At 58.3% G+C, this 12878-nt stretch carries 10 protein-coding genes; 8 read left to right on the plus strand and 2 right to left on the minus strand.

Annotated features, from left to right (window positions below; all coding sequences use genetic code 11):
* Nucleotides 1-84: 84 nt before the first annotated feature.
* Entirely contained in the window at nt 85-999 is a 915-nt protein-coding gene (locus tag OVA03_RS15710; RefSeq protein WP_267525975.1) for a dihydrodipicolinate synthase family protein, read from the minus strand.
* 84 nt (nt 1000-1083) lie between these two features.
* Here OVA03_RS15710 and OVA03_RS15715 point away from each other — a divergent pair, with 84 nt between their 5' ends.
* From OVA03_RS15715 to OVA03_RS15730, 4 genes are read left to right on the plus strand one after another with little or no spacing between them, the layout of a single operon-like run.
* Complete coding sequence (locus OVA03_RS15715) at nt 1084-2310, plus strand: NAD(P)/FAD-dependent oxidoreductase (RefSeq protein WP_267525976.1); 1227 nt, start codon at nt 1084-1086, stop codon at nt 2308-2310.
* 10 nt (nt 2311-2320) lie between these two features.
* Entirely contained in the window at nt 2321-3499 is a 1179-nt protein-coding gene (locus OVA03_RS15720) for a M24 family metallopeptidase (protein ID WP_267525977.1), read from the plus strand.
* A gap of 52 nt (nt 3500-3551) precedes the next feature.
* A complete protein-coding gene (locus OVA03_RS15725; RefSeq protein WP_267525978.1) occupies nt 3552-3848 on the plus strand; it encodes an antitoxin of toxin-antitoxin stability system in 297 nt (98 codons plus the stop codon).
* On the plus strand, nt 3845-4120 hold the full coding sequence (locus OVA03_RS15730; RefSeq protein WP_267525979.1) for a type II toxin-antitoxin system RelE/ParE family toxin: 276 nt from the start codon (nt 3845-3847) through the stop codon (nt 4118-4120). Before OVA03_RS15725 ends, OVA03_RS15730 begins: the two co-directional genes overlap by 4 nt.
* Nucleotides 4121-4123: 3 nt before the next feature.
* Here OVA03_RS15730 and OVA03_RS15735 read toward each other — a convergent pair whose 3' ends face one another.
* Entirely contained in the window at nt 4124-5878 is a 1755-nt protein-coding gene (locus tag OVA03_RS15735; RefSeq protein WP_267525980.1) for a DUF885 domain-containing protein, read from the minus strand.
* Nucleotides 5879-5986: 108 nt separating this feature from the next.
* Between OVA03_RS15735 and OVA03_RS15740 the strand changes: the two genes are divergently transcribed.
* From OVA03_RS15740 to OVA03_RS15755, 4 genes are read left to right on the plus strand one after another with little or no spacing between them, the layout of a single operon-like run.
* Nucleotides 5987-8398 carry a glycoside hydrolase family 127 protein gene (locus OVA03_RS15740; protein WP_267525981.1) on the plus strand — a complete coding sequence of 804 codons (2412 nt, stop codon included), beginning with the start codon at nt 5987-5989 and terminating at the stop codon, nt 8396-8398.
* A 10-nt stretch (nt 8399-8408) separates the two neighbouring features.
* Entirely contained in the window at nt 8409-9758 is a 1350-nt protein-coding gene (locus tag OVA03_RS15745) for a family 43 glycosylhydrolase (protein ID WP_267525982.1), read from the plus strand.
* Nucleotides 9703-9996: a hypothetical protein gene (locus tag OVA03_RS15750; RefSeq protein WP_267525983.1), complete on the plus strand. Its 294-nt coding sequence runs from the start codon at nt 9703-9705 to the stop codon at nt 9994-9996. Before OVA03_RS15745 ends, OVA03_RS15750 begins: the two co-directional genes overlap by 56 nt.
* A 24-nt stretch (nt 9997-10020) precedes the next feature.
* Nucleotides 10021-12858, plus strand: a complete 2838-nt coding sequence (locus OVA03_RS15755) for a beta-L-arabinofuranosidase domain-containing protein (protein WP_267525984.1) — start codon at nt 10021-10023, stop codon at nt 12856-12858.
* The last annotated feature ends 20 nt before the right edge of the window (nt 12859-12878 follow it).

Raw genomic sequence — 12878 nt, forward strand, 5'->3', positions numbered from 1 at the left:
CCTTCGGCGGAACGAGACACTTTTACCTCCCTGGCGCGCCGGGGAGGGGGCACATGGGGGGAGAAAACTCCCCCCATGTGTAGTTTAAGCGGCTTTGTGGATCGACAGCGAAGGACGCGACGCGGCGGCCTCTTCAACCATCTTGGTGACTTCGGCGCGGCGCGCACCCGTCAGCGGCAGGCGCGGCATACGCACGCGCTCAGAACCGCGGCCCATGATCTGCTCAGCCAGTTTGATCGACTGAACAAGGTCATGCTCGGCATCAAGGTGCAGCAGCGGCAGGAACCAGCGATAGATTTCAAGCGCCGTATTCAGGTCACCGGCCTTGAGCGCCTTAACCAGCAGAACCGACTCAGCCGGGAAGGCCGAGGTCAGTCCGGACACCCAGCCCTGAGCACCCAGCAGCAGACCTTCATAGGCCACGTCATCCAGACCGGCAAAGATCGAATAACGGTCACCGAAGGCGTTATAAACGTCGGTGAAACGGCGGGTATCGGCCGCCGATTCCTTGATGGCGACGATGTTCTTAACCGGACGCAGGGCTTCCAGTGCATCGTTGCCGATGTTTACGCGGTAGGCGGTCGGGTTGTTATAAAGCATGATCGGCAGTGAGGTCGCATTGGCGACCTGCGTGAAGTGCTCAACCAGTTCAGCGGTCTTTGGCACATAGACCATGGCCGGCAGCAGCATCAGGCCGGTGGCGCCGATCTTTTCGGCGTCCCGGGCAAAGGATACCGCCCGCGGGGTGGTCAGTTCAGAGGTGCCGACAACAACCGGTACGCGACCGGCGACGACTTCGACGATAGCGGTCAGGAGTTTACGCTTTTCGTCAGGCTCAAGAGAATTGTTTTCGCCGCAGGTGCCGAGTGCTATAATACCGGTGACGCCATCATTGATCAGGTCATCGACGACGCGCTGACTGTCAGCATAATCGATTGAAAGATCTTCATTAAATTGTGTGGTAACGGCCGGAAACACACCCTGCCAATCGATTTTCATTTTATACTACTCCTGAGTCTTGTATAGGAACATATACCGTATACTATATGCGATGGTGTAATGCAACACAGATTGGTCGGTTAAATGAAGGCGATTGTGGTCGGCGGTGGCTTGGTGGGTTTGAACATCGCTCTGGCGCTCCAGAGTAAAAATATCGGCGTTATCTTGCTTGAAGCTGAGCCGGTGCGCAAGGCGGCGTCTTATGGCAATGCCGGACATATTGCGATCGAACAGGTCGAACCTTTGGCGTCGGCCGCCATGGTTAAATCGGCGTTTAAGCGCTGGTTCGCTTTGGGCGGGCCATTATCGTTTCCGGCGGCGGGTTTTAGGGAATGGCTGCCGTTTTCGCTGCGACTGCTAAGGGCGTCGGCACCGGCCCGATTCGCAAAGGGTAAGGCTGCGTTATCTGCTCTGATCGCTGAGGCCATGCCGGCCTGGAAACGCAGGGTGTCAGACATAGGTGCGACTGACCTGCTGCGCGAAGATGGACACTTTGTTATATGGGAAACGCCGGAGAGTGCGGCCAAAGGGCTGGCGGGCTGGAAGGCCACCGACACCGGCACGGCGCGCTTTCATGAGGTGACCAATGATGAAATGGCGCAGTTAAAGGCCATCACCAAAGCGCCGATCGCAGGCGCGATTCGCTTTGAAAACACCGGGCAGGTCAGTGACACCGCCCGTCTTCTGAAAACGCTGGAAGCGGTGTTTGTCGAACGGGGCGGGGTGATCTACTATAAATCCGTGGCCGCTCTTAGCGTCGAAGGCAGGCAGGCTTTTGTAAAACTTAAAGGCGGAGAGATACTGACCGCAGATCGCGTTGTCATCAGTGCGGGCGTGGGATCAAAGACCCTGCTTGAACCATTAGGGCACCGCGTCCCCATCATTGCCGAGCGCGGTTATCACATTCAGACGGCGCAGCATGGCTGGCCGCAAAGCTTGCCGCCGGTGGTGTTTGAAGACCGCTCGATGATCGTGACGGGCTTTGAAAGCGGGCTGCGCGCGGCTAGCTTTGTGGAGCTTAACCGGCCGGATGCCCCCGCTGATGCGCGCAAGTGGCAACGGCTGCGCGGCCATGTCAAGGCGCTGGGCCTGCCGTTTGAGGGTGAGGGGGCTGAATGGATCGGGTCGCGACCGACCTTGCCGGATTATTTGCCAGCTATCGGCAAAAGCGATAAGGCCGATAATCTTTATTATGCTTTCGGCCATCAGCATCTGGGCCTGACGCTGGGGCCAGTGACCGGTGAGATCGTGGCCGATATGGTCACGACCGGCCATGCGCCCAAGGCCTTTGATTTGAATAGATTTGCGTAAAGGATAGACGATGATTGGTGGATCGACGATTGAGGCCGAACTGGCCAAGCTTCAGCCTCCGGTGGCCGCAGAGGCTATTTCGGCGGCGGGATATCAGGCGCGGCTGGATAAGGCCCGCAAACTGACCCGTGACATGGGCGCCAAGGCGTTGCTGGTTGGGGCGGGAGCATCTTTGCGTTATTTCGCAGGCGTGCCGTGGGGCGCGTCGGAGCGGTTGGTGGCCATGCTGCTGCCCGTAGATGGCGAGCCGGTCATTATCTGCCCGTTTTTTGAGCGCGGGTCGTTAGAGGCCGATCTCAAAATTCCGGCGGAACTACGTTTGTGGCAGGAGGACGAAAGCCCCCATGCTTTGATCAAGCAGGCCATGTCCGACTGGGGCGGCGGGGTCATCGCCGTTGATCCGGCCCTGTCGTTTGAAATGGTTAGCCGCCTGATGCGCGAAACCGGTCTGGCGATTCAGGAAGCTTCATCGGTCATTAATGGCTGCCGGATGTATAAATCGTCCGCCGAACTGGCTCTGATGCAGCAGGCGAAATCCATGACCGAGATCGTGCACAAGGCGACGGCGCGAATCCTGCGCGACGGTATCACGACCACAGAGGTGATCAATTTCATCGAGGCCGCTCACCGCAAGATGGGGGCGGCGGGCAATTCGTTCGTCATTGTGCAGTTCGGCCACGCCACCGCCTATCCGCACGGCCTACCGGGTGTGCAGACCCTGGCTGAGAATGATCTGGTTCTGATTGATACCGGTTGCTACGTGCAGGGCTACACCTCCGACATCACCCGCACCTATATTTATGGGCAGGCCACACCAGAGCAGCAGCGCATCTGGGACATCGAAAAGGAGGCCCAAGCGGCGGCATTTGCGGCGGTTGAGGTCGGTAAGCCGTGCGAAAGCGTCGATTATGCCGCCCGCGCGATCTTAGAGAAGCACGGTCTGGGGCCGGACTATAACCTGCCCGGCACGCCGCACCGCACGGGTCATGGCATCGGGCTGGCCATCCATGAGCCGGCCTATCTGGTGCGCGGGGATAAGACGCTTTTGGCCCCCGGCATGTGCTTTTCCAATGAGCCGATGATCGTGGTGCCGGAACGCTTTGGCATCCGGCTGGAAGACCACATGTACGTCGCTGAATCTGGTGCCAAGTGGTTCACCGAACCGCAGGGCGCGATCGATCGATTGTAGAACGGGTACTCACGGTGTATATACATCGTGAGTATGGTTCGCGGAGGTCGCCATGTCCAAGGAAGCCGTCTTTACGCTGAAGATCGAGCCGGAACTGCGCGAAGCCTTTATGGCCGAAGCAGCGGCGGTGCATCGTCCGGCCTCCCAAATCGTGCGGGAATTTATGCGCGACTATGTTGAGCAACAACAAAAGGCCCGCGAATATGATGACTGGTTCCGGGCTGAGGTTGAGGCCGGGCTGAAAGAGGCTGACGACCCCAACACCGTCTGGCACAGCCATGAAGACGTTGTGGCCGATATGGAGCGTCAGCGTCAATCGTTCCTCGGCCGGATTAAGGCGGGCGAATGAGGGCTATTGTCTGGATGACGGCGGCGCGCGTCCGGCGTAATGAGGCCATGGAATATATCGCCAGAGACAGCCCGCAGGCCGCCTTGTCGCAATTGGATGAAATCCAGCGTCAGACCCGGTTGCTGATAGACCAACCCAATATAGGCCGTCTGGGCCGCATTAAAGGGACGCGGGAACTGGTCATCCGCAACACACCGTTCATTGTCATTTACAGGGTCACGGATCAGGCGGTGCAGATACTCCGGTTTCTACACACCGCCCAAAACCGATAAATATTAGTCCTTACCTTCATAGGGGCTGGTGCCGCCACGGGCGATGAACTTATCGATGGCCGAATCCAGCACCGGCAAGGGCACGGAGCCCAGTTCCAGCACCGTGTCGTGGAAGGCGCGGATGTCGAACTTTTCACCGAGCGCAGCTTCGGCCTTGGCGCGGGCTTTCCAGATCGCCATTTCACCCAGATAGTAACTCAGCGCCTGACCGGGCCAGGCGATATAGCGGTCGGTTTCGGTGGTGATTTCGTGCTCAGACAGGGCGGTATTATCACGCATGAAGGCCATGGTCTGATCGCGGATCCAGCCCTTGGCGTGGATGCCGGTATCAACCACCAGACGGGCAGCGCGCCACATCTGATAGCTTAACATGCCAAAGTGCTCATACGGTGTGTGATACATGCCCATTTCAACGCCTAAGCGCTCAGAGTACAGCGCCCAGCCTTCGCCGTAAGCCGAGATATAGGTATTCTGACGGAATTCCGGCAGGCCCTTGTTTTCCATGGCGAGTGGCATCTGGAAGGCATGGCCCGGCGCCGATTCATGCAAGGTCAGGGCCGGCAGCGAATAGAGCGGACGCGCGGGCAGGTTATAGGTATTGACCCAGTAACCGCCGGGGCCGCCGCGACCGCCAGTGTAGAACGGGGCCAGTTCCGGGGCGACGGGGAAGATGCCGAACCTCATGCGTGGCTGACGGCCGAAATATTTGCCGGAGACGGCATCAAATTCCTTGGCGGTCCAGGCGGCGCGGTCGAGCAGATCCTGGGGCTTCGTCACATAAAACTGCGGATCGGTGCGCAGGAAGTGCAAAAACGCGGGCAGGTCGCCCTCAAACTTGACCTCTTTCATGACGGTGAGCATTTCAGCCTTGATCTTGGCGACTTCATCAAGGCCGATCTGGTGGATTTGCTCCGGCGTCAGGTCTAGCGTGGTGTATTCGCGGCTTTGGGCGGCATAGAACGCCTTGCCGTCGGGCAGGTCGTAGGCCCCGATTTTGGTCGTGGCCTTGGGCTCATATTCCTTGGTGATAAAGGTCAGAACCGACTGGTGGGCGGGGATGACGCTTTTGGCGATGGCCTCAAGCGCCAGCTTTTTCAGTTCCGCCTGTTTGTCGGCAGGTATTGAGGCGGGCATGGATTTGAAGGGTTTGTAGAATGAGTTATTCTCGCCCTTGGCATCAATCACGGTGGTCAGGGACACATCGCGTCCGGCCAGAGACACCTTCGGTACGGTAAAGCCACGCTTCATACCTGTGCGCATATTGTCCATGTTCTGGCCGAAATAGCGCGGCATGTCATTCAACTGGCGCAGATAATTGCGGTAGTCGGCCTCGGTGCGGTAGGTGCCGCCCGTGATGTAGCTGAGGTCGCTCCAGAACGAGGTATCACCCGCCAGTGGACGCTCATAGGTCTTGAACTTTTGGGCGTTATAGAGCGTTTCGATCTGAAAACGGTAAATCTGATAATCGACAGCCGCGGCTTCCGACAGTTTTGATTTATCGATGCCGTCCAGTTGTTTCAGCACGTTCTGCCAGTAGACCAGCTTCTTATCTTGTGCGGCCTTTGAGACATCAGGCAAGCCACCGCCGCGCTGATCGGCGGGGATGTCTTCGCTGACCGACATTTGCTCGCCGCGCCATTTCCATTCGGTGGTATAGATGTCTTTGAACTGAGAGTCTGTGGCGGGGTCAGCAAAAGAGGTCATGGCGCTCAGGGATAAAACGGCGGCAACAGCGGTGGCGGCGAACAGGGACTTCATAGGGTGCGGACCTCACGAACAGAACGAAACAATGTGTCTTGACAATTGTATACAGTATAATGATTGTGGTGCAACTGTCTGACTATTCAAAAATGCGAGGCCGCTATCATGTCCCGACCCGCCCTTATCACCAACCGCCGCGCCCTTCTAGGAGGGGTGGCTGCCACCACGCTCATCAGTGGCCTGAGCCTGCCGGTCATGGCCGCCACAGGGGTGCCGCTGAAGGCTGAACCCGTGCCGATGAAGGATGTGCGCCTTCTGCCATCGCCGTTCCTGAACGCGGTTGAGGTCAACACCAAGTATCTGATGGTACTTGAGCCTGACCGCCTGCTGCATAACTACCATAAGTTTGCAGGCCTGCCGGTCAAGGGCGAAATCTATGGCGGATGGGAATCGGACACGATTGCCGGGGAAGCTTTGGGCCACTATCTTTCGGCCTTGTCGCTGATGTACGCCCAAACCGGCAATGCCGAATGCATCACCCGCATCAACTATATCATTTCTGAGCTGAAAAAAGTTCAGGCAGCGCATGGCGATGGCTATGTGGCGGGCTTTATGCGTAAGCGCAAAGACGGCACGGTCGTCGATGGCAAAGAAATTTTCCCCGAAATCATGGCCGGCGATATCCGCTCGGCCGGGTTTGACCTCAACGGCTGCTGGGTGCCGTTATATAACTGGCATAAGCTTTATGCGGGGCTGATGGATGTACAGGCCCTAACCGGAAACGATGCGGGTATTCCGATCCTGCTGGGTTTGAGCGGCTATATCGAGAAGGTATTTGCCGCCCTGAATGATGAGCAGGTTCAAAAGGTTCTGGCCTGTGAATATGGTGGTCTCAACGAATCGTTTGCCGAGCTTTATGTCCGTACCAAGGATCCGCGCTGGCTGGTGCTGGCCGAGCGCATCTATGACAACCGCGTCCTTGATCCGCTGAAAGCCGGTGAGGACAAACTGGCCAATTTCCACGCCAATACTCAGGTGCCAAAACTGGTCGGGTTGGCGCGGCTTTATGAAATCACCGGTAAGCCGGAATACCAAAAGGCCTCAAGCTTCTTCTGGGAGCGGGTGGTCAACCACCATTCGTTTGCTATTGGTGGTAATGCCGACCGTGAGTATTTCTTCGAGCCAGATACCATTTCGGCCCACATCACCGAGCAGACCTGCGAAAGCTGTAACACCTATAATATGATGAAGCTGACGCGCCATCTCTATAGCTGGTCGCCGCAGGCGTCATACTTTGACTACTATGAGCGGGCGCACCTGAACCACATTCTGGCGCACCAGCACCCTGAAACCGGCATGTTCACCTATATGATGCCGCTGATGTCGGGCATGGCGCGGGAATATTCAACACCGTTTGATTCGTTCTGGTGCTGCGTGCTGTCGGGGATCGAAAGCCATTCCAAGCATGGCGATTCCATCTATTGGGAAAGCGGCGATACGCTGTTTGTGAACCTGTTTATCCCGTCAACCCTGAACTGGGCGGCGAAAAAAGCTGAGTTCGAGCTTCTGACCAAATATCCCTATGAGGGCAATATCGCGCTAAAGCTTAAGCGCGTGCAGGGGGCGAAAGCCTTCACCGTGGCGTTACGGATTCCGGCCTGGGCGAAATCCAACACCCTGCTGGTCAACGGCAAACCGGCTCTGGCCAGGATGGATAAGGGCTATGCCCTGATCACGCGCACATGGCGCTCCGGCGATGTGGTCACGCTGGATCTGCCGCTTGATCTGCGCTTTGAGGCCACGGCGGGCAACGATAAGGTCGTGGCGTTGCTGCGCGGGCCGATGGTTATGGCCGCCGATCTGGGGCCAGCGCCTAACAAGGACGAAGATCCGGAATATAAGGGCGACGCCCCCGCTCTGGTGGGTGCGGATCTGCTGGCTGGTATTGTGCCGGTATCGGCAACCGAGGCGGTCTATAAAACCAATGGTATTGGCCGTCCGGGCGACCTGACGTTCAAGCCGTTCTACGCCCAGTATGAACGCCGCAACGCCGTCTATTTCAACCGCTATAACGATGCTGAATGGGCGACGGCTCAGGTCGCCTTCCGCGAAGAGCAGGCCCGTCTTAAGGAACTGGCGGCGCGGTCGGTCGATGTCATGTATCTGGGCGAAATGCAGCCCGAACGGGATCATAATCTGACGACCGGCGGCACCTCCTATCCGGTCGTCTACCGTGGACGTAAGGGCCGTGATGCCCGCACCATGGGCTTCTTCCAGTTTGATATGAAGGTATCTAAGGACGGTAAAGATGCCGGCCCGCTGGTGCTGCAGGCGACCTATTGGGGCTCAGAGTTCAACCGCAGCTTCACGATCGAGATCGATGGCACCGTCATTGCCCATGAACGCCTGTCGGGCCGTCAACCGGGCGACTGGATCGATGTCAGCTATCCGATCCCGCACAACCTGACCAAGGGCAAACAAAAGGTCACGGTCAAGTTCAACCCGCAGGAAGGCAAGACCGCTGGCCCTGTGTTCGGCGTGCGTTTGTTCACCACGGCAGCGGCCAAAGCGGTTTAAGGATCATATTATGAAACGTCTCGCGGCTTTAAGCCTTTTGCCGCTGCTGGCGGCATGTGCGCCAACCTTAGCTCAAACGGCGCTGGAAACCCGTCAGGTCACGGCCCCTTATAACCCGATCTTAGCCGACGGCGTAGACTATACGACCGATCCGGCCCCGCTGGTTGTGGGTGATAAGCTTTATATCCTGACCGGCCGCGACGTGGCCGAACCGGGCGTCAACGACTTCATCATGCCGGAATGGCAGATGCTGGAAACCTCTGACCCAAAGTCTGGCCAGTGGACCCACTATCCGTATTTCCTCAAGCCCAATGATGTCTTCAAATGGGCGACACCGGGCCGTGCCTATGGCGCCCAGATCGTCCAGGGGCCGGACAAGAGGTTCTATCTCTACGCGCCGGTGATGCAGCAGGGATCGGCTAACAAAGACGGCTTTGCCATTGGCGTCGCCGTCTCCGACAGCCCGACCGGGCCGTGGGTCGATGCCCATCCGTCAGGGCCGGTCATTTCGCAGTCCTATCCGGTCGCCAATGACATTCAGAACATCGATCCGACCATCCTTATTGACGACGATCAGCGCGTCTACCTCTATTGGGGCACGTTTGGCCGCCTGAAAGGCGTCGAACTCGAAAAAGACATGGTGACCTTTAAGGGTAAGCCGGTCGATGTGAACACCCTGACCGGTTTCTTTGAGGCCCCGTGGATTTTCAAGCGCAAGGGCACCTATTACATGGCCTATGCCGGCAATAAGGCCGGGCCGGATTCCGAATGTACCGAAGCGGTTTACTATGCCTGTATCGCTTATGGCTCCGCCAAATCACCGCTGGGGCCGTGGACCTACCGCGGCGTGATGCTTGACCCGGTATCGTCGACCACCTCGCATTCGGGTATCGCGCACTATAAGGGTGAGTGGTACATCGCCTATCACACGGCTGATGGCAAAAATGGCGGCCATTTCCGCCGCGCCGTAGCGCTCGATAAGTTCACTTGGGACGATACCGTTTCACCGCCCGCAATTGAAAAGGTTGTGCAAACCAAGGCCCCGCCGCCTGCGCCGACACCGACCCGCAACTTAGCCCCCGCCGCCCGTATTGTCGCCTCAAACTCACCCGTGCCGGTGCAATACTGGATCAGGGCGCTCAATGACGGCAAGGTGCGCGAAGCGCCGCTGCCGCCCGATACCTGGGGCACCTGGTCGCCGAATAACCCCAAGCAGCAATGGGTGGTTTATCAATGGGAACAGCCGCTGAAGTTTAACGGTTCGCGTCTCTATTTCTGGGGCGATCAGCCCGCCGGTTCCGGCATTGGCGTGGCCCCGCCCAACGGCCTGGCATCTGGAATACTGGTCGGATGCCGATAAAAAATGGACGCCGATCAGCGCCCAATACCCGACCGCGACTCTCAATACTTTTAACGAAGTGGCGTTTGAGACCGTGACCACGCGCTGTCTGCGGGCGGTGTTTGATGCCTCGACCGACGGTAAAACCTATGCTGCCGTCGCGGCTCAGGAATGGGAAGCCCTGTACCCCAAGCCGGTGCTGGTCGAAGCCGCTGACACCAAGCTTTCGGCCTCCGCCACCTGCGTCCCGTCCGAATAATTCTGTTAAATAAAGACCCATATCATGACCCGCAAATTTACCGCCGAGATCAACCCTCATCTGTGCCAGCCCGATTGTCGCTGCCTTGACCGGCGCGGATTTCTGGCGGGCGCTGCGGGGGCGTCTGTGGTCGGCGGGTTAGGGCTTGGTGCCTCATTTGCCTTTGCTGACACGACCGTGGTTAATCTGGCCAAGGTGGCGACCCCATCGACCTCGTTCATGTCGGGTGACGGCAAGCTGACCGCGCTCAATGATGGGGTTGAGCCTAAAAACTCCTCTGATAATGCCGCCACCTCTTATGGCAACTGGCCCAAGACCGGCACGGAATGGGTGCAGTATGACTGGGGCCAGCCGATCACCACCAACAAAGTCGATGTCTACTGGTGGATCGACGGGCAGGGCGTGGGCGCGCCGAAATCGTGCCGCGTGCTGTACTGGAACGGCAAGGCTTTCGTGCCGGTGCCAAAAGCCAAGGGGCTGGGCGTCAAGGCCAATGGCTACAACACCACCACCTTTGATGAGGTCACAACCGACAAACTGCGGCTTGAGATCGTCTCGGACGGTAAGCTGTCGACCGGCGTTCTGGAATGGAAGGTCTATAGCTTTGGCGTCGTGCCGGCGTTTGCGCCGGTCGTGGTCGCCGGTGTTGACCGCACTGTCATCATGGGCGGCAAGACCTATCTGATGGGTAAGGCCGACTGGCTCAATCCGGGGGCCGACACCGGCAGCCTGTGGCGTAAGGTCTCCGGCCCCGGTCAGGTCAGCTTTGCCGATGCTCTGTCGGCGGATACAACGGCGACGTTCTCGGAAACCGGCGACTATGTGCTGGAACTGGCCGCCCATTCGGGTCAGCGGGTTAGCACCTCACGCCTGCGGGTGCGCGCTCAGGCCGCCCCGCCGAAGGAACGCCTTGATGTGGTCTATACCCGCCGCTATAGCCTCGACAGTCCGCTGTGGAACGCGCGTGCCAAGTCTTTGATCGTCAACTGGATTCCGCACTGCATCAACTATTGTGAGCGCACCGATCTGCCGACGGGCCAAGGCGGTATCGACAACTTTATTGAGGCCGCCAAGGCCAATCGCGGCGAACCGCATGGCCCGCATAAGGGCCTTGTGTTCTCAAACGCGTGGGTGCTGCAAACGGTTGAGGCCATCTGCATTGCCCTGATGGTTGACCCGCAAGGCGATGCCGACATGATGAAGGCGCAAGCCCACATGAAGGCGACGCTGGAGCGCTGGATACCGCCGATTCTGGCTGCGCAGGAATCGGACGGTTACCTGCAAACCGCCAAGACACTGGCGGCACCGGGCGCGTGGGATAAGCGCTGGGACCCTGCCCACCGCGCCGACCACGAAGGCTATATCGCGGGCTACTTCATCGAATCGGCCATCAATCACTACACCCTGACCAATGGTCAGGACGTGCGGCTTTATAACGGTGCCAAGAAACTGGCCGACTGCTGGGTCGCCAATGTCGGCCCCGGCAAGATCGAATGGTTTGATGGCCATCAGGAGATGGAGCAGGCGCTGGTGCGCTTTGGCCGTTTCGTCAACGATATGGAAGGCGGCGGCAATGGCGATGCCTATATTGCTCTGGCGCGTTTCCTGCTCGAATCCCGCCAGGGGGGGCATGAATATGACCAGAGCCACCTGCCGCCCGAAAAGCAGTACGAAGCCGTCGGTCACGCCGTCCGCGCCGTCTATTCCTATTCGGCTATGGCCGATATTGCCGCCGAAACCGGCGATGTCGAGTACCAAAGTGCGGTCATGTCGTTGTGGGACAATATCGTCAACCGCAAATACTATGTTACCGGCGGCATAGGCTCAGGCGAAACCGCCGAAGGCTTTGGTGCGGACTATTCGTTGCGCAACAATGCCTACTGCGAATCCTGTTCGTCGGCGGGGGAAATCTTCTTCCAGTATAAGCTCAACCTGGCCTATCACGACGCCAAGTACGCTGATCTGTATGAGCAGACCATGTATAATGCCCTGCTGGGTGGTACGGATTTGAACGGCACCAGCTTTGGTTACACCAATCCGCTGATCAACAGTGAGCGCACCCTGTGGCACGTCTGTCCGTGCTGTGTCGGCAATATCCCGCGCACGCTGTTGATGGTGCCGACCTGGACCTACGTCAAGGATAAGGCCGGTATCTATGTGAACATGTTCGTCGGCTCAAAGATCGTAGTCGATCGCGTCGCAGGCACCGATGTTGAGATGGTGCAAAAGACCGATTATCCGTGGAACGGGGCTGTCTCGATCACCGTCAACCCTAAAGAAACCAAGACCTTTACCGTCTATGTCCGCATCCCGAACCGCAAGACCAGCGATCTTTACACCTTAACGCCCGCGGTGAGCGGTGTGAAATCGTTCAAGGTCAATGGTAAGGCCGTTACGCCGACCATCGAAAAAGGCTATGCCGTTGTCACGCGCGAATGGAAAGCCGGTGACCGCATTGAGCTTGAGCTGCCACTGGCACCGCAGCGCATCCATGCCGATGAACGTATCGAGGCGGATCGTGGCCGGGTGGCGCTGGGCTTTGGCCCGCTGGTTTACAATGTCGAAAAAGCCGATCAACCTAATATCGAGCAGGTGTTGAGCGGTGCGCCGATCAAGGCTGAGTGGCGTGGCGACCTGCTGGGCGGGGTCATGGCCCTGACCGGTAAATGGCAGGACGGTTCACCCATGCTGGCCATCCCGAACTATGCACGCATGAACCGCGTCGGTGAAGTGGCGGCCATCGGCAGCGGCGATGTCGACTTTGCGCCCGGTGCGACCACACCGGCGGCTCAGGCGCCGGTCGGCCCACGGGTGCGGGTGACGGGCCTGCAATCTCAGGTCTGGATTCGCGACAAGGTATGAAGCATTGAAGAGGGGGGGGC

Source organism: Asticcacaulis sp. SL142 (assembly GCF_026625745.1).
Lineage (GTDB): Bacteria > Pseudomonadota > Alphaproteobacteria > Caulobacterales > Caulobacteraceae > Asticcacaulis.

Coding starts and splice junctions, on each gene's coding strand:
- OVA03_RS15755 (WP_267525984.1), top strand. CDS start 10,021: ATGACCCGCAAATTTACCGCCGAGATCAACCCTCATCTGTGCCAGCCC.
- OVA03_RS15735 (WP_267525980.1), bottom strand. CDS start 5,878: ATGAAGTCCCTGTTCGCCGCCACCGCTGTTGCCGCCGTTTTATCCCTG.
- OVA03_RS15720 (WP_267525977.1), top strand. CDS start 2,321: ATGATTGGTGGATCGACGATTGAGGCCGAACTGGCCAAGCTTCAGCCT.
- OVA03_RS15745 (WP_267525982.1), top strand. CDS start 8,409: ATGAAACGTCTCGCGGCTTTAAGCCTTTTGCCGCTGCTGGCGGCATGT.
- OVA03_RS15730 (WP_267525979.1), top strand. CDS start 3,845: ATGAGGGCTATTGTCTGGATGACGGCGGCGCGCGTCCGGCGTAATGAG.
- OVA03_RS15740 (WP_267525981.1), top strand. CDS start 5,987: ATGTCCCGACCCGCCCTTATCACCAACCGCCGCGCCCTTCTAGGAGGG.
- OVA03_RS15725 (WP_267525978.1), top strand. CDS start 3,552: ATGTCCAAGGAAGCCGTCTTTACGCTGAAGATCGAGCCGGAACTGCGC.
- OVA03_RS15715 (WP_267525976.1), top strand. CDS start 1,084: ATGAAGGCGATTGTGGTCGGCGGTGGCTTGGTGGGTTTGAACATCGCT.
- OVA03_RS15710 (WP_267525975.1), bottom strand. CDS start 999: ATGAAAATCGATTGGCAGGGTGTGTTTCCGGCCGTTACCACACAATTT.